Annotated in this window: 15 protein-coding genes; 13 read left to right on the forward strand and 2 right to left on the reverse strand. The window is 58.7% G+C overall.

Features of this window, described 5'->3' with window-relative positions; translation table 11 throughout:
- Positions 1 to 828: DUF1287 domain-containing protein (locus DXA66_RS11625; protein WP_347562883.1), on the forward strand; the 828-nt coding region annotated here is incomplete at its 5' end.
- A 93-nt stretch (positions 829 to 921) separates the two neighbouring features.
- Here DXA66_RS11625 and fba read toward each other — a convergent pair.
- Positions 922 to 1,785 (reverse strand): class II fructose-1,6-bisphosphate aldolase, encoded by an 864-nt coding sequence (gene fba, locus DXA66_RS11630; RefSeq protein WP_005941384.1) that lies wholly within the window; start codon positions 1,783 to 1,785, stop codon positions 922 to 924.
- A gap of 724 nt (positions 1,786 to 2,509) precedes the next feature.
- Here fba and rlmB point away from each other — a divergent pair.
- The 4 genes from rlmB (at position 2,510) to DXA66_RS11650 (ending at position 8,079) form a co-directional block, all read left to right on the forward strand.
- Positions 2,510 to 3,442, forward strand: coding sequence for a 23S rRNA (guanosine(2251)-2'-O)-methyltransferase RlmB (gene rlmB, locus DXA66_RS11635; protein WP_118529082.1), 933 nt, complete (start codon positions 2,510 to 2,512; stop codon positions 3,440 to 3,442).
- Positions 3,443 to 3,490: 48 nt separating this feature from the next.
- Positions 3,491 to 6,205 (forward strand): cell envelope biogenesis protein OmpA, encoded by a 2,715-nt coding sequence (locus DXA66_RS11640; RefSeq protein WP_118529084.1) that lies wholly within the window; start codon positions 3,491 to 3,493, stop codon positions 6,203 to 6,205.
- Positions 6,206 to 6,370: 165 nt separating this feature from the next.
- Positions 6,371 to 6,910 (forward strand): rubrerythrin, encoded by a 540-nt coding sequence (rbr, locus tag DXA66_RS11645; RefSeq protein WP_005941401.1) that lies wholly within the window; start codon positions 6,371 to 6,373, stop codon positions 6,908 to 6,910.
- Positions 6,911 to 7,137: 227 nt separating this feature from the next.
- Positions 7,138 to 8,079: an Ig domain-containing protein gene (locus tag DXA66_RS11650; protein WP_118529086.1), complete on the forward strand. Its 942-nt coding sequence runs from the start codon at positions 7,138 to 7,140 to the stop codon at positions 8,077 to 8,079.
- A 45-nt stretch (positions 8,080 to 8,124) separates the two neighbouring features.
- Here DXA66_RS11650 and DXA66_RS11655 read toward each other — a convergent pair whose 3' ends face one another.
- Entirely contained in the window at positions 8,125 to 8,304 is a 180-nt protein-coding gene (locus DXA66_RS11655) for a hypothetical protein (RefSeq protein ID WP_097776726.1), read from the reverse strand.
- A 122-nt stretch (positions 8,305 to 8,426) separates the two neighbouring features.
- Between DXA66_RS11655 and DXA66_RS11660 the strand changes: the two genes are divergently transcribed.
- The 8 genes from DXA66_RS11660 to DXA66_RS11695 all read left to right on the forward strand — a co-directional run bounded on the left by DXA66_RS11660 (position 8,427) and on the right by DXA66_RS11695 (position 16,171).
- The gene (locus DXA66_RS11660) at positions 8,427 to 9,365 is read left to right on the forward strand and encodes a ribonuclease Z (RefSeq protein WP_118529088.1); all 939 of its coding nucleotides are present in this window, start codon (positions 8,427 to 8,429) and stop codon (positions 9,363 to 9,365) included.
- Positions 9,362 to 10,681 (forward strand): CCA tRNA nucleotidyltransferase, encoded by a 1,320-nt coding sequence (locus tag DXA66_RS11665; RefSeq protein ID WP_118529090.1) that lies wholly within the window; start codon positions 9,362 to 9,364, stop codon positions 10,679 to 10,681. Before DXA66_RS11660 ends, DXA66_RS11665 begins: the two co-directional genes overlap by 4 nt.
- A 68-nt stretch (positions 10,682 to 10,749) precedes the next feature.
- Positions 10,750 to 11,853 carry a tRNA 2-thiouridine(34) synthase MnmA gene (mnmA, locus tag DXA66_RS11670; RefSeq protein WP_118529092.1) on the forward strand — a complete coding sequence of 368 codons (1,104 nt, stop codon included), beginning with the start codon at positions 10,750 to 10,752 and terminating at the stop codon, positions 11,851 to 11,853.
- 13 nt (positions 11,854 to 11,866) lie between these two features.
- Positions 11,867 to 12,637, forward strand: a complete 771-nt coding sequence (locus tag DXA66_RS11675; RefSeq protein ID WP_097780951.1) for a ThiF family adenylyltransferase — start codon at positions 11,867 to 11,869, stop codon at positions 12,635 to 12,637.
- A 386-nt stretch (positions 12,638 to 13,023) separates the two neighbouring features.
- Entirely contained in the window at positions 13,024 to 13,911 is an 888-nt protein-coding gene (locus DXA66_RS11680; protein ID WP_005941425.1) for a putative manganese transporter, read from the forward strand.
- A gap of 158 nt (positions 13,912 to 14,069) precedes the next feature.
- Positions 14,070 to 14,960 (forward strand): HAD-IIB family hydrolase, encoded by an 891-nt coding sequence (locus DXA66_RS11685; protein ID WP_187119402.1) that lies wholly within the window; start codon positions 14,070 to 14,072, stop codon positions 14,958 to 14,960.
- Positions 14,957 to 15,445 (forward strand): DNA-deoxyinosine glycosylase, encoded by a 489-nt coding sequence (locus DXA66_RS11690; protein ID WP_097774039.1) that lies wholly within the window; start codon positions 14,957 to 14,959, stop codon positions 15,443 to 15,445. Before DXA66_RS11685 ends, DXA66_RS11690 begins: the two co-directional genes overlap by 4 nt.
- Before the next feature lie 99 nt (positions 15,446 to 15,544).
- A complete protein-coding gene (locus DXA66_RS11695) occupies positions 15,545 to 16,171 on the forward strand; it encodes a 5-bromo-4-chloroindolyl phosphate hydrolysis family protein (protein ID WP_005941432.1) in 627 nt (208 codons plus the stop codon).
- Positions 16,172 to 16,210: the final 39 nt, after the last annotated feature.

Genomic DNA, 16,210 nt, shown 5'->3' on the forward strand with positions numbered 1-16,210 from the left:
TGGAAACGGCGCGTGAAAATAGGTAGTCGCCGACTTGAACAGAAAGCTCTGAGAGAAATCTCGGGGCTTTTTTGTTGCGCTATATATGTCAAAGGGTTGCAGAATGGGGAAAAAGTTGGTATTCTCAGAACAGAAAGGGGCGAGAATATGCGTTCGGACAGAACTCGCAAAGATTCAGCAAGGCCTTATGCAATAATAATAGCACTTTTGATATTTTGCAGAATCGTATTTTATGTGCAGACACATTACCAGCACACCTCGGCAATCAGGCCGGAGGATGATTATAAGGGCAGGATACCGCAGTTTCATAGCTGCGTGGATCGGGATGATGACGGGGTAGATGACCAGTCGGATATTCTGAATGGTGCACTGGCCTATGTGAGTACACATCCAAAATATAAAAGCCGCTATTATAAGGCCGGTTATCCTGACGATGGTTATGGCGTTTGCACTGATGTAGTTGCTTACGCGTTGAAAAATACCGGATATGATCTGCAGGTGCTTGTGAACGCAGATATCCGGGAGCAGCCACAGGATTATATGGTAGCAGAACCGGATGCAAACATTGATTTCCGACGGGTACGAAATCTGAAGGTGTTTTTTTCACACATGGCAGCTGCCCTGACAACAGATGTCTCGGAAATTGAAGAATGGCAGGGCGGCGATATTGTGATCTTTGAAAGACATATCGGCATCGTGTCCGACCGGCGAAATAAAAACGGAGTGCCCTATATCATTCACCACAATGACCCATGGCAGACTGCCTACGAGCAGGACATTCTGGAAAAACGAACAGACATCGTCGGACATTACCGCATATCTGAATAAAAGTAGAAAAAGCGGCCCCGCCGCGTTGAGCATTCAACGTGACGGGACCGCATATTTATTGGGTGGAGTTCCCCTTACGATACAAGCTTCCGCTTAGCCCTTGCCTGCGCAGCCGAACAGCTCGATCTTCTCCTTGCACTTGGCCTCGATGGCCTTTGCGCCGGGAGCCAGCAGCTTGCGGGGGTCGAAGCCCTTGCCCTGCTGATCCTTGCCCTCTTCGATGTACTTGCGGGTAGCCTCAGCAAACACCAGCTGGCACTCGGTGTTGATGTTAATCTTGGAAACGCCCAGGCTGATTGCCTTTGCAATCATCTCGTCGGGGATGCCGGTGCCACCGTGCAGAACCAGAGGAATGTTATTGGTGGCCTTGTGGATGCGATCCAGAGCCTCGAAGTCCAGACCCTTCCAGTTTGCCGGGTAGACACCATGGATGTTGCCGATGCCGGCAGCCAGGAAGTCGATGCCCAGAGCGGTGATCTTTGCGCACTCCTCGGGGTCTGCGATCTCGCCGGCACCCACAACGCCATCCTCGACGCCGCCGATGGAACCGACCTCGGCCTCAATGCTCAAGCCCTTAGCGTGTGCCAGAGCCACCAGCTCCTTGGTCTTTTCCACATTCTCCTCGATGGAGTAGTGGCTGCCATCGAACATGATGGAAGAGAAGCCGGCCTCGATGCAGGCTTTGCAGCCCTCATAGGTGCCGTGATCCAGATGCAGGGCAACGGGAACGGTGATGCCCATGGAATCGACCATTGCGCTGACCATGGCAGCGACGGTCTTGAAACCGGTCATGTACTTGCCGGCACCCTCGGAAACACCCAGAATCACAGGGCTCTTCATTTCCTCGCAGGCGGTCAGAACGGACTTGGTCCACTCCAGATTGTTGATGTTGAACTGAGGCACACCGTAGTGGCCATCACGTGCTTTGATCAGCATTTCGGTTGCATTTACCAACATTATTCATTACCTCCACAAAATCATTGGGGTCTTGCTCGTTTCATATCCGCTTTGTGCACGGTTTAACGAACCTACAGAATTAGTATACCCCAAACAGCGGCCAAAATCAATCCAAACCGGTGTTTTTCCTGTAACAATGCGGGGATTCTGCTTCTGGCAGGGTGCAGGGGGGGTACTGCCAGAAGCGCGTATATTCGATAGAATGCAACAAATTTCCATATAATGTGCAACGAGCGGCCGAAAGACAGAAAGCTTGATGAAGGACGGATTTTCAACACAGATCCACATTCGTCAAAATGATATTGGGCAATTTGGCAAAAGCGGACAGGATGCAGTTCAAAAAATTGTCATATTTCCGACTTGTATTCTACAAATTGTACGCAGGAAATCAAAAAAGGTCGAACCAAAAAGTGGAAAACCTTGTGGAAAGTGTGGAATTCCACAGGCAAAACAGGCTTTAAAGCTGGACTTTTGAACTTTCTCCACAGGGTTTTCAACATGTGGAAAAATAATTGCTCTTCTACGGATTGTATACCACGTTTTTGTGGAAAACTTTTTTCTCCGGCAAAACAGAGGGATATCTACCCAGCAGCCGGGTAAAGCTGATGCAGGGCGGCAGAACATTTCTGCAAAAAAGCGGAAACGGTCTCCGGCACCACGAACAGAAAAACTTTTGCAGGACGCGGATAAAAAACGGTAATTTGCTGGCAAACAAGGTCGGCTTATGCTATACTTCAAGATGAGTTATCATCTTCAGACCATACCGGTGCGCGGCCCAGAGTGCGGCGCGCCTTTTGGAGGGTGTGCACAGCACCTTCCGGTGATACAACGGAAGGAGAAAATCATCATGGAAGAAAAGAACCAGCCGCGCCGTCCGCGCCGCAGCCCGGAAGAGCCGCAGCAGAAGAACGAGAGCCTTGTTTACGGCAAAAATCCGGTGACCGAACTGCTGAAAAGCGGTTCCGGAGTGGACACCGTGCTCATTGCCGAGGGCATGGCTCCGGCCGTGGCGGCTTACTATACCGCATTGGCAAAGGAAGCGGGTGCCACGGTGAAGCGGGTGCACCCAAACAAGCTGCGCCTGATGACCGGCACCGAGAGCCATCAGGGCGTGGCGGCATTTGCCAGCGAGATCGAATACGTGACGGTAGACGACCTGATGGCAGCAGCCAAGGCCAAGGGCGAAGCACCTTTTCTGGTGCTGAGCGATGGCATTGAAGACCCGCACAATCTGGGTGCCGTGATGCGCAGTGCTCTGCTGTGCGGTGCGCATGGCATCGTGATCCCCAAGCGCGGCGGCGCATCGGTCACGCCTACCGTCATCAAGTCCAGCGCAGGTGCCGCAGAACGCCTGCCGGTGGCTCGTGTGGCCAACATCGGCGAGACCATCCGCCGCCTGAAGGAGCAGGGCGTGTTCGTCTACTGCGCCGATATGGACGGCGTGTCTCTGCGCAGGAACAACCTGACCGGCCCCATTGCACTGGTGCTGGGCAGCGAGGGCAGCGGTGTTTCGCAGCTGGTGAAAAAGCTGTGCGACGGCGTGGTGCGGCTGGATATGGCAGCACCGGGCACCGGTGTGGACAGCTACAACGTGTCGGTGGCTGCGGGCATTATTCTGTACGAGATCCAGTCCCAACGCGCAGCACAGCAGGCATGATCCGGCATTCGGGCCGGAACCTCAATTTGAATTACAGGAGGGACAAGAATGCCGAAAGATAGAAATAATGGCCGGGAAATGACCCCGGATGAAAAGTTCCGCTCCTTTTTCAGCACCACGGCGGTGGATATCCCGGAGGAGATGACCCGGAGGGACGAAAACCAGCCGGAGGAAAAGCCGCAGAAACGGTTTGGCCTGTTTGGCCGTGGTAAGGAAAAGCAGGAGACTGACGAAGCTGCAGCAGAGCAGCCGCAGGAAATGCCCACCGGTGAGGTGCGGCTGGGTGAGGATGCGCAGCCGGAACCGGAAGCGGATCTGGAACTGATGCTGAAGCCGGAGGCAGACCCGGAACAGGAACTGGCCCCGTGGCCTTTTCTGGAAAAGGAAGCAGAGGATGCACAGCCGGAAGCACCCGCCAAAAAGCCGGAGGAAAAATCTGCACCGCAAACGGCGGAACCCCCGGCGGCAGTGAAGCCGGAAACACCCCGGCAGAGCGCTGTCCCGGCGGCTAGACCCGCAGAGCAGCACAGCACGGCAAAGCCTCTCCGGCACCCCAAGAATGCGCCGGAGGTGCTGCTGCCGCAGGAAGAGCAGGAGCAGCAGGAGATGGCACAGCTCAAGGCGATGATCAACGGCCTGAGCGACCAGAAGCCGGAAAAGCCTGCACCGAGAGCCGAAGCAGCCCCGGCAGCAGAAACTGAACCGGCTGAAAGCAAAAAGAAACCGTCCAGTGCACCGCTGCCCGCGGCTGTGTTTGCAGCGGTAAAGGAGACGGCACCGGAGCTGCAGCCGGAACCTGTGCCGCAGCCGGAAAAGCAGCCGGTGGTCGATTTCTTTGGCAAGGCGCAGAGCGAGGACGCACCGCAGGCACCTTTGGCCCCGGCAGAGGAGCCTGCCGCAAAAGAGGACACCATGAGCCTGCCGCTGCTGCCGCTGGACGGTGAAGAGCCGCAGCAGGCACCGGAGAAGGCATCCGCTGCGTCACAGCCGGAACTGAAAGCTGAGGCGGAGGACGCGGTGTCTCCGGAGGAACATGCCGAAACGGAGCTGACCGAGCCGGAGGCTACGGCGGATAAGCTGCACCGCATGAGTGCAGAGCTGACGCTGCGCTGCGTGCTGGGTGGCATTCTGGCTGTGGTGCTGCTGCATTTTTGTTTGGTGTCGGATGGGCTGCTGCCCGCCATGGCGGCGCTGGACCCGGATGCTGCCCCGGCGGCATTCTATGGTGCAAACCTGCTGTTGCTGGCAGCAAGCCTGTGCGTTGGCTTCCCGGTGCTGCGCGACGGCCTAAACGGCCTGCGCGGACGGCCTTCTTCCGAGACGATGCCGGCGCTGGCCGCAGTGGCAGCGCTGGTGCAGGCGGTCACAGCCATGCTGAACGCAAATGTTTACCGCGGCACCACCGGCATCTCGCTGCTCAGCGGCATGGCCGCGCTGGGGCTGTTCCTTGCGCTGCTGGGCAGCCGGGTGATGCTGGCTGCTGTCAAGGGCGGCTATGAGCTGGTGACCAATGGTGTGGAGTTCGAGGGCGCCTACCGCGCCAAGGATAAAGACCTGCTGCGCGCCCTTGCACGGGATCTGGAACAGAAGGACCCCTGGGTGCTGCTGAGCCGCCCGATGAAGGAAGCTGACGGCTTTGTGGAGCAGAGCTTGAGCGAGCGCGCAAGCGAGCGCCGTGCACGCAAAGTTTCGTACATCCTGCTGGGCGTTGCCCTGCTCAGCGGTGTGCTGTTCCTGCTGGCAGGTGCCGGCTGGAACAAAGCTGCGGCTGCCATGGCCGCTGTGCTGTGCATGGGCGCACCGCTTTCTTCTACCCTGATCGCGGGCGTTGCCTCGCTACGGCTGCAGCGTGCGGCTGCGGCTGTGGGCGCAGTCGTGCCCGGTTGGCAGGCCATTGAGCAGCTGGGCGGCATTGATACGCTGCAGATCGATGCAGACGACCTGTTCACCGCCGACAGCGCACAGCTGGAGGATATCCGCATCTTCAAGGGCGGCCGCATTGACCGCGCCATCCTGTACGCGGCCAGCGTGTTGAACGAGAGCCACGGCACCCTGAAGGGGCTGTTCCGCCAGATCGTTGAGGAACGCACAGACATCCTGTTCCCGGTCAAGGATCTGGAGCAGCACCATGGGCTGGGCTTTTCCGCCTGGTGCGATAACAACCGCATCCTCATGGGTACCCGCCGCTATCTGGAGCAGGAGGGCGTGCCGCTGCCGGACGAGGAATACGAGATGCAGCACTCGAAGAACGGCGAGCTGCAAATTTTGTATCTGGCTGTGTCCGGCAATCTGCACGCTATGTTCGTGCTGAAATATGTGGGCGGGCGCAATGTGGCCCGCAGCCTTGCCGTGCTGCAAAAGGAGAACATCCGCCTGCTGGTCACATGCCAGGACCCCAGTCTGACGGCACACCACATTACCGAAGCATACCGCCTGCCGGAAGGCATGATCACCGTGCTGGATCAGGAGCAGTGCAACGCCATCAAGGCTGCACCGGCAGACCCGGAGGACACCTGCTGCATGATCCATCTCAAGGCGTTTGCCAGCCTGACCGGCGGTCTGCAGGCTGCGGATCAGGCCCAGAACGCCGAGAGCAGTGCCACCACGGTACAGATGGTCTCGGTGCTGTTCTCCATTATCATTGCAGCGCTGCTCACCAGTGCAGGCAGCATCTGGGAGCTTTCGGTGGCAACGGTGCTGATGTATCAGGCAGCGTGGAGCGCCCTGAGCATTGCTGTGTGTGCACTGAAGCAGCATAACTGAGAAATATTCTCAGAATAAATAGGAATTATTCTTGATTTCCGTCAAAAAATATGGTATACTCTGTTCAGAACCTGAGCCGCAGGCGAAAAAATTACCGCCGGGCTGAATGATAGAGCCGGGATCGGTCGATCCTGACAGAAGATCCGTTTTTGAAAGGAGAGCATCATGGAACTGAAGGGTACCAAAACCGAGAAAAATCTGATGGAAGCGTTTGCAGGCGAGAGCCAGGCACGCAACAAGTACACCTTCTTTGCCAGCATGGCAAAAAAAGAAGGCTACGAGCAGCTGGCCGCGATCTTTGAGGAGACCGCCGGCAATGAGAAGGAGCACGCAAAGATCTGGTTCAAGCTGCTGTGCGGCGGCGCGATCCCCGATACCCTGACTTGTCTGGACATGGCAGCAGGCGGTGAGCACGACGAGTGGACCGAGATGTACCCCCGCATGGCCAAGGAGGCCAAAGAAGAGGGCTTCCCTCAGATCGCAGCACTGTTCACCATGGTGGCACAGATCGAGAAGGAGCACGAGGAGCGCTACCGTGCGCTGGCCGAAAACCTGAAAAACAACAAGGTCTTTGCCCGCGAGGAGCAGCAGGTATGGCAGTGCCGGAACTGCGGCTACACCTATATCGGCAAGTCCGCACCGCTCAAGTGCCCGGTGTGCGCACATCCGCAGAGCTACTTTGAGCTGAAAAAGATCAACTACTAAGCTGAAAATTCAAAAGCAGAACAGCGCCGCCGCATCCGGTTTGCCGGGTGCGGCGGCGTTTTGTACAAAATTGAAAAGCGGATTTTATTATTCTCCACAAAATAAGGCTCAGCTGCCCGGCAGAATGGGCAAAAAACTTGACCCGGTTTTGCACTGCGTGTAAAATAATACGGAGACAGGAATATTTAAAGGATCTTGCAGCAAAGCAGGCGGGGAGGGCAAAGCCCATGAAGCAGGGGTTCAAAGCGTGTGTTTGTGCAGTGGTGCTGTGCGCAGAACTGTTTGCAGCCGGGGCATTGTCGGCCTATGCTGCGCAGGAGCAGCCGCTGCCGGACAGCGGCATGACATTGGACACTGCCGAACTGACGCTGGATATCACCGAAGGAGACCCGGCCCCGGTGGCCTACCTGAATGTGCAGGCACCCAACGACTACTTCTTTCTGATCTGGACTTCCAGTGATCCGGCAGTGGCATCGGTGGACGGCACCGGCAAGGTGACCGGCCATGCCGAGGGCACTGCGGCCGTCACGGCTCGCAATGAGCGCGGAGAAAAGACCACCTGTACCATCACGGTGCGCAAAAGCACAGCCAGCCGCCTGCTGCTGAACACCAGCGAGCTGGCGCTTACCATTACAGAGCAGGAGCCTGCCCCGACGAAGCAGCTGAAGCTGGAACAGAACAAAGGCGGGTTCACCTATGTGCGGCAGTGGGTCAGCAGCAACCCGGCGGTGGCATCGGTAAGCACAAACGGCACCGTAAAGGCGCAGGGGTCCGGCAAGGCCGTCATCAGCGCACTGACCACAGCCGGGCAGGTGCTGCGCTGCACGGTAACGGTCACATCGGAGATCGGACGGGTGCAGATGAGCAAAAACGCCATGCTGCTGCAGGCAGTGGGAGCCAGTCAGAAGCTGACCGCGCAGGCTGCAGGCGCCAAAAACGGAACGATGACATGGCTCAGCAGCAATCCGGACGTGGCAACTGTGAGTGCGGATGGCATGGTAACGGCGGTGGGCGACGGTGAAACGATGATCCTTGCCGTTACACCGGAGGGTCGTGCCGATGCCTGCTATGTGGCCGTGGGAGCGGCGGCGTGGCGGTTCCGCTCGGAGGACGAACTTGCCGAAACGCTGACCCTGACCGGTCAGCTGCCCTATTCGGATGGAAAATAAAAAGAAAAATGGGAGCGTTCTGTGCAGCAGGATGCTCCCATTTTTTCAAAACCCGCTGGGCAGAAAGATCATGGTCCCGCGGGAAGAATACACCAGCTTCTGCACCGCACACCCGTAGCAGCACGCCAGCACAAGCAGGATCAACGCGGCAAGCACAAGCCAGCGCAAAAACCGACCGCTGCGGCGGTATCTGCCGGAAAACGAACTGCCCTTTTTGTGCCGCATCCTGCCACGCCCTCCTTTTTGCTGTGCTGGCCCATGCTATGCGCGGCCAGCAGTGATTGTGCAACGTGCTGGGCTGTGGTACAATAAAATATCGAAATCTACTGTGCAGGGAGAACGATTTTATGCTGACCATTACACTGCTGGGCACTGCGGCTACCATGCCGCTGCCGGATCGGGCACTCTCGGCGGCGTTTGCTGCCTGCGGTGGCCACGGCCTGCTATGGGACTGCGGCGAGGGCACGCAGGCAGCGGCACACCGGGCAGGCGTGAACCTGATGCGGGCAGATGCCATCTGCCTGACCCACTACCATGGCGACCACATCTTTGGTCTGCCGGGCCTTTTGCAGACTCTGGGGGCGCAGGGCCGCATAAGGCCGCTTGTGCTGCTGGGTCCGGAGGGCCTGCCGGATATCTGGGCGGCTGTGCGGGCACTGACCGGCCCGCTGCCCTATCCGGTGAAGCCGCAGGTGCTTATGCCGGGCCAGCCGCTGGCGCTGGATGCGCTGAGCGAGGGCTGGCCTGCCGGTGCGCGGCTGGTGCCGTTTGCCACAAAGCACCGGGTAAAAAGCCTTGGCTACCGGCTGGAGCTGCCCCGTGCAGGCAAATTTTCGCCGGAGCAGGCCCGGGCGCTGGGGGTGCCGGTGCAGCAATGGAAGCTGCTGCAGAAAGGGCAGAGCGTTGCCGTGGAGGGCAGAACGGTGCAGCCTGCGCAGGTGCTGGGCGCACCGCGCAAGGGGTTGAGCGTGGTATTTTCCGGCGATACGGCCTCCTGCCCGTATTATTTGCAGGCGGCGCATGACGCAGACCTGCTGATATGCGATGCCACCTATGCCCTTCCGGAGCAGGAAGACCAGGCCCGTCAGTGGGGGCACAGCACCTTTGGGCAGAGCGCGGCCCTTGCTGCGCAGGCGAGAGCAAAGCGGCTTTGGCTGACCCATTATTCCCCCATGATCACCGACCCGGAGGAATATGCCGCGCAGGCACAGAGCATCTTCCCGGCGGCGGAGTGCGGCTTTGACGGCAAAAGCATCACCCTGCAGTACGAGGAGGCACAGCCATGACCATCCGGATGGACGAGGGTGCGGCAGAGCTGCTGGACACCCTGCACAGGGCGGGCTATGCGGCCTACGTGGTGGGCGGCTGCGTGCGGGACAGTCTGCTGGGCCTTACACCGCACGACTGGGACCTGTGCACCAGTGCTCTGCCGCAGCAGGTGATGGAGCTGTTCGGCGCGCAGCGGTGCATCCCCACCGGCCTGCAGCACGGCACGGTAACGGTGAAGCAGAGCGGTGCCCTTTACGAGATCACCACCTTCCGTACAGAAGGCACCTACACGGATGGCCGCCACCCGGACGAGGTGCACTTTGTGCCGGATGTGCGGGAGGATCTGGCCCGGCGGGATCTTACCATCAACGCCATGGCCTACAATGAAAAGGAAGGCCTTGTGGACCCCTTTGGCGGGCAGGCCGACCTGCAAAGCGGCATCGTACGGGCGGTGGGTGTGCCCCGCCAGCGGTTCACCGAGGACGCGCTGCGCATCCTGCGGCTGTACCGGTTCGCAGCCCGGTTCGGCTTTGCCATCGACCCGCCCACGGCGCAGGCAGCACAGGAGCTGTGCGCCCATCTGGACTGTGTATCGGTGGAGCGTATCGAGGAAGAGCTTGCAAAACTGCTGAGCGCACCCGCCCCTGCGGCATATCTTAACGAAAAAATACTCAGTGTTGTTTTACCCGAGCTTTCACCGGAGGCACTGGCGGCGGCAAAGCCGGTGGTGGATGCCTGCCCGGCGGGTGCAGAAAACCTGCCCGTCCGTCTGGCGGCGCTGCTGCTGAGCCTTGGCGAGGACGGCATCCGCCGCACCCTCAAGCGCCTGCGCTGCTCCAACGCCTTGATGGAAGAGGCGGCGGTGCTGGTGCGGGAAGCCAGAGGGTGTGACGGTAGCTTTCTCTTCGGACACGATTCGGGCCATTCCATCGCCCGCCCTATTGCCTTCGGCAACAGGGTCCCACCCCAGCGGACGGTCCTCAGAGAAACTACCGTCACACCCGGCTTTACCATCTACGCCCGCCGACTACTGGGCAAATATAACTTGTGTACCGTGCAGCGCATTGCTGCACTGGGCACAGCCCTGCAGCCGGAACGGGCGGCTGATTTTGCCGCACTTTCCGAATTGGCCGAACAATTGGACGCGGACGGCGTATGCTGCCGCGTCAGCCAGCTGGCTGTGAATGGCCGCGACCTGATGGCGGCAGGCATCCCGGCGGGGCCGGGCATCCGCAAAGTGCTGGAAGCGCTGCTGGACGGTGTGATCCGGGAAGAATATCCCAACGAGCGGCAAGCCCTGCTGGCCGCAGTGCAGCAGCTCGCTGCGTCTTGACAAGCTCTTTTTTCAGAGTTACTATTATACTACTGTTTTAGTGTGTTGAATGCACCAAAGGAGAACTTATGACCACACAGACCCCTGATTCAAAGCCGCGTGCCCTCATTGCCATGAGCGGCGGCGTGGACAGCTCGGTGGCGGCATGGCTCATGCAGCAGGCAGGCTATGACTGCACCGGCATCACCATGCGGCTCACCCGCAACGAAACGCTGGGACAGTCCGGCTTTCACACCTGCTGCTCGGAAAAGGACATCGAGGACGCGGCAGAGGTGGCGTTTGCCATGGATATCCCGTACGAGGTGCTGGATTTCACGGCCGACTTCCGGGAACAGATCATTGAAAAATTCGTCCGCGTGTATGAGGCGGGCGGCACGCCGAACCCCTGCATCGACTGCAATAAATATATGAAGTTCCGCCATCTGCTGGACTGGGCCGAAGCCCACGGCATGGAGTATGTGGTCACGGGCCACTATGCCCGGGTGGAGCAGGACGAGGCCACCGGCCGTTTCCTGCTCAAAAAGGGGCTGGACGAGGGCAAGGACCAGAGCTACGTGCTCTACAACCTCACTCAGGAGCAGCTGGTGCATATCCGTCTGCCGCTGGGCGGCCTGCACAAGACTGAGGTGCGCGAGATCGCGGAGCAGCACAAATTTGTCAATGCCCGCAAGCACGACAGTCAGGACATCTGCTTCGTGCCGGATGGCGACTATGCCCGCTTTATGGAGGACTTCACCGGCAAACACTACCCGGCAGGTGATTTTCTGGACGAGAGCGGCAGGGTGGTGGGCACCCACAACGGCGCGGTGCGGTACACCATCGGCCAGCGCAAGGGGCTGGGCCTTGCCATGGGGACACCTGTGTACGTCTGCGGCAAGGACATGCAGGCAAACACCGTCACGGTAGGGCCGGAGGAGATGCTGTTCGACCGCATCGTGTATGCGAACGAGGTGAACTGGATTGCCATTCCGGAGCTGACCGGGCCGCTGCGGGTCACAGCCCGCACCCGGTACCATCAGGTGGAGCAGGCCGCCACCGTCTACCCGGCGGAGTGCGGCTTCCGGCTGGAATTTGACCAGCCCCAGCGCGCCCCTACGCCCGGTCAGGCCGTGGTGCTGTATCAGGGCGACACCGTGCTGGGCGGCGGCACCATTACGAGAGTGGAAAAGTAACAAGGAGAACAAAATGCAAAATCAGTATTCCCGCACGCAGTTGCTGCTGGGCGCGGAAGCTATGGAAAAACTGCACAATTCCCGCGTGGCGGTGTTCGGCATCGGCGGCGTGGGCGGCTACACGGTGGAAGCGCTGGCGCGCAGCGGCGTGGGGGCACTGGATCTGATCGATGACGATAAAGTCTGCCTGACCAATCTCAACCGCCAGATCATCGCCACCCGCAGTACGGTAGGGCAATATAAAGTAGATGTGGCTGCGCAGCGCATCCACGACATCGACCCGGACATCAGGGTGACCACCCACCGGTGCTTCTTTGGCCCGGAAACACAGGACCAGTTCGACTTTACCCAGTACGACTATGTGGTGGATGCCATTGACACCGTCACCGGCAAGCTGGCGCTGGTGATGAAGTGCAAGGAGGCAGGCACCCCCATCATCTGCTCCATGGGCGCAGGCAACAAGATGGACCCGACCCGCTTTGAAGTGACCGATATCTACAAGACCTCGGTCTGCCCACTGGCTAAGGTGATGCGCACCGAGTGCCGCAAGCGCAAAATCAAGCACCTGAAGGTGGTCTACTCCAAGGAGCCTGCTATGACCCCCATCGAGGATGACGCCATCAGCTGCAAGTATCACTGTATCTGCCCTCCGGGCACCCAGCGCAAGTGCACCCAGCGCCGTTCGGTGCCGGGCTCCAATGCCTTTGTACCCTCGGTGGCTGGCCTGATCATCGGCGGCGAGGTGGTAAAAGACCTTGTGGGCTTTGTACCGATGAAGGGCTGATATTTAAAATAGTTTTTACGGAACCCCGGAAAAGTCTGCGGATTTTTCTGGGGTCTTTTCTGTTATGGACAGTGTCACCGCCCGCTCTGTCCTTCTTCCGCTCGCCAGACCACCAGCGGGATGCAGCCCTCGCACTCCCCAGAAGAAAATATCGTCGATTATAGTTCTGGCCCGACCTTCAGACATGGCATCGCGTCATCCTGCCAGAGCAGGCGGCACCGCTGCGGCACAGGCTTCAAAAATACTGCAAAAATAAATTTGCAACTAATTTGCATTTTGGTATTGCAATTGGAGAGAATATCGTGTATAATCATCCCTGTTCAAAAATGCAACCAATTTGCAATTTACTAAAATGAAGCGACGAACGGTCGTTTTTAGGAGCGTATATGGAACTGTTTCTGGATGTTCTGGGCGAATCTCTGGTGGATACCGCTAAGATGCTGCCCTTCCTGTTTTTGGCTTATCTTCTGATCGAGTATATCGAGACCCGCCACGGTGAGCGCATTGAAGCACTGCTGGCAGGCGGCGGGCGCTGGGGCGCGATTCCGGGCGCGGTGCTGGGCTGTGTGCCGCAGTGCGGCTTCTCGGCCATTGCGTCCAACTTCTACTCCTCCCGTGTGATCACGCTGGGCACCCTGATGGCCGTCTACCTTGCCACCAGCGACGAAGCCATCCCGCTGCTGGTATCCATGCCGGCTTATTGGGACAAGCTGGCGGTGCTCATGGTCATCAAGGTGGTATACGCCATTGTGGTGGGCTTTGTGCTGGATTTTGTCCTGCGCGGCGTACTGCCCAAATCGCTGCGCGGCGGCTACACTGGCCATGCGGATGAAGTGGACTGTCACGAGGAGCACAGCGACGAAGAGGGTAAGCCCGCCCCCATCTGGAAAGCGGCCCTGCGCCACACGCTGGAGATCTTTGTGTTCATTTTTGCGTTCAGTCTGGTGTTCGGCCTGATCGTGGAAGGCGTGGGCGAAGATGTGTTTGCAGACCTTCTGGGCAGCATGGGCTTCTTCCAGCCGGTAGTGGCCGCACTGGTGGGCCTGATCCCCAACTGCGCCGCCAGCGTGCTGCTGACCCAGCTGTATGTGGAGGGTGCTCTGCGCTTTTCCAGTCTGGTGGCGGGCCTTTGCACCGGTGCAGGCGTGGGCCTTGCGGTGCTGTGGCGCACCAATCCTTCGTGGAAGCAGAACCTGTTCATCACCGGCCTGACATGGGGTGCAGGCGCATTCCTCGGCGTGGCAATGCAGGTGGTCGTGGCAGTGTTTGCGTGATCACAAGAAGGAGCCGCAAAGAAAACGGCATCGTGAAATAAAATAAGGCTATTGCATGGAATTCTGTGCGATAGCCTTATTTTTATGCCCAAATGCACCCCAATTTTAAAAAAGTATGGTATACTGGTACAAAACTCAGTTCCATAGGGGAGAATAGAATGCAATATAAGATTCTGGCAAGCGATTACGACAACACACTGGTGCCCTTTGGCGAGGGCAAGCCGCGTCAGAAGGTGGTAAAAGCCATCAAAAAGCTGCAGGCCGCAGGCGGCAGATTTGTGCTCAGCACCGGCCGTGCGTATCCGTGCGTCAACCTCAAAGGGCAGCTGGGCGGCATCCGGTTCGATTATGCCATCACCTGCAACGGTGCCTGTGTGGTGGACCGCGAGGGCCGTATCGTGGCCGAGCACCCGCTCACTGCAGAGGAAATGTATGCGCTGGTGGATTTCTGCGAGGATTATAACTATCCGCTGCAGTTCAATTTCAGGGATGCCTGCTACGCCTACTGCGAGTATGAATATCTGCACAGGGGCTATCAGCAGATGAACAGCATCGGGCTGGACTGTGTGGACGGTGAAGATCAGGACCGCCACCTGATCGACATGCCCCACGCGGCCTTTGCGGCCATGCCGCCGGAGCGTGTGGCGGACTTCAACGCCAAGTACGGCCATCTGGGCCTGCACTGGATGCAGGTGGGCGCGCAGAATGCCGACGGCCTGTGCTACTACGACATCGTGCGCGGTGGAATGGACAAAGGCGTTGGCCTTGCCGACCTGTGCGAAAAGATGGGCCTGACACTGGCCGATGCCGTGGCGGCAGGCGATTCTGCCAACGATGTGGCCATGCTGAAGGCAGCGGGCCTTGGCTGCTGCATGGCAAACGGCACGCCGGACGCAAAGGCTGCCGCCGACCGCATCATTGGCGATGTGCGGGAGGACGGCCTTGCCGACCTGATCGATGAGCTGTGGTTCGACGGCCCCAGAGCAGAGCCGTCCGGCCGCGACCTTGGCTCGCCTTGGGATAAAATTGAAAGTGCAGGCGGACAATGAGCTTTGAACCGGTGTATAACGAACACAGCCGGGCGCTGATCCTTGGCACATGGCCCAGCCCCAAAAGCCGGGAGATGGCCTTTTACTACGGCCACCCGCAGAACCGCTTCTGGCCCGTGCTGGCCGCGCTGACCGGGGAGCCGGTGCCTGCCCGTGAGGACATTGAAGCCAAAAAGCAGATCATCCTGCGCCATGGGCTGGCCCTTTGGGACACGCTGGAACGCTGCACCATCACCGGCGCAGCGGATGCTTCCATCAAGGATGCAGTGCCGAATGATATTGCCGCTCTGCTGGCAAAGGCACCCATCGAAGCAGTATTCTGCAACGGAGCCACCGCATACCGGATCTATACAAAGTATCTGCAGCCGGTGTCCGGCATTGCAGCGGTAAAGCTGCCCAGCACCAGCCCGGCAAACGCTGCCTGCCGCCCGGAAAAGCTGCGCGAAACCTGGGGCGCGGCCCTCTTGCCGTGGATCAACAAATGATGGCAAGGTTGTAAATTATCCGTGAAAGCCTTGCGTTTTTCGCGGGGTGCGGTATTATGGATAACATAAGGGGCAATGCCCCGGACAAGGAGAAGAAACATGAGCAAGATCATCCGCACCAGAAAGCCCAGCGTTCTGCCATTTTATGCAATGGCACTGGTCTTTTTGGTATTGTGCGCGGTACTGCCGGTGTATAAGCTGTGGGCGCTGCTGGCGGCGCTGGGCGGTGCATTTGTGGCCTTTGGTGCGGCACAGAAGGTCTGCCCGCCCCGGGTGGTGGAGCACGAAGTGCCTTTCCACACCGGTGTGGAGGATGTGGACGCGATGCTGACCGACATCCAGCAGAAACTGGATACCCTGCACACCCTCAACGAGCAGCTGCCGGACCCGCAGCTCTCTGCCGCCATGACCCGCATGGAAAAGGCGGGCCGCTCCATTGTGGAAGCGGTGGAAGCAAACCCGGAAAAGGCAAAGCAGGTGCGCAGGTTCGCAAACTACTACCTGCCGGATGCGGTGAACGTTCTGCAGCAATATGCAAAGCTGGCAAAGCAGGGCGTGCGCGGCGAGAATGCCGCAGCCATCCGTACCGAGGTGGAGCACAATGCTGCTTCCATTGCCACGGCGTTTGAAAACCAGCTGGATGCCCTGTACGCCGCCGAGAGCATGGACCTTTCGGCAGATATCACGGTGCTGCAGAACATGCTCAAAGGGCAGGGCCTGAGCTAAGAAAAAAGGTAAACGGTATTTGGAAAGGAAGGAATCTCT

Origin of the sequence: Faecalibacterium sp. OF03-6AC, assembly GCF_003478175.1 — a bacterium.
In the GTDB taxonomy this organism is placed as follows: domain Bacteria; phylum Bacillota; class Clostridia; order Oscillospirales; family Ruminococcaceae; genus Faecalibacterium; species Faecalibacterium taiwanense.

Bases quoted from the DNA above. Each gene is read 5' to 3' on its own strand.
- fba (WP_005941384.1), bottom strand. From the start codon at position 1,785: ATGTTGGTAAATGCAACCGAAATGCTGATCAAAGCACGTGATGGCCAC.
- rlmB (WP_118529082.1), top strand. From the start codon at position 2,510: ATGCTATACTTCAAGATGAGTTATCATCTTCAGACCATACCGGTGCGC.
- DXA66_RS11640 (WP_118529084.1), top strand. From the start codon at position 3,491: ATGCCGAAAGATAGAAATAATGGCCGGGAAATGACCCCGGATGAAAAG.
- rbr (WP_005941401.1), top strand. From the start codon at position 6,371: ATGGAACTGAAGGGTACCAAAACCGAGAAAAATCTGATGGAAGCGTTT.
- DXA66_RS11650 (WP_118529086.1), top strand. From the start codon at position 7,138: ATGAAGCAGGGGTTCAAAGCGTGTGTTTGTGCAGTGGTGCTGTGCGCA.
- DXA66_RS11655 (WP_097776726.1), bottom strand. From the start codon at position 8,304: ATGCGGCACAAAAAGGGCAGTTCGTTTTCCGGCAGATACCGCCGCAGC.
- DXA66_RS11660 (WP_118529088.1), top strand. From the start codon at position 8,427: ATGCTGACCATTACACTGCTGGGCACTGCGGCTACCATGCCGCTGCCG.
- DXA66_RS11665 (WP_118529090.1), top strand. From the start codon at position 9,362: ATGACCATCCGGATGGACGAGGGTGCGGCAGAGCTGCTGGACACCCTG.
- mnmA (WP_118529092.1), top strand. From the start codon at position 10,750: ATGACCACACAGACCCCTGATTCAAAGCCGCGTGCCCTCATTGCCATG.
- DXA66_RS11675 (WP_097780951.1), top strand. From the start codon at position 11,867: ATGCAAAATCAGTATTCCCGCACGCAGTTGCTGCTGGGCGCGGAAGCT.
- DXA66_RS11680 (WP_005941425.1), top strand. From the start codon at position 13,024: ATGGAACTGTTTCTGGATGTTCTGGGCGAATCTCTGGTGGATACCGCT.
- DXA66_RS11685 (WP_187119402.1), top strand. From the start codon at position 14,070: ATGCAATATAAGATTCTGGCAAGCGATTACGACAACACACTGGTGCCC.
- DXA66_RS11690 (WP_097774039.1), top strand. From the start codon at position 14,957: ATGAGCTTTGAACCGGTGTATAACGAACACAGCCGGGCGCTGATCCTT.
- DXA66_RS11695 (WP_005941432.1), top strand. From the start codon at position 15,545: ATGAGCAAGATCATCCGCACCAGAAAGCCCAGCGTTCTGCCATTTTAT.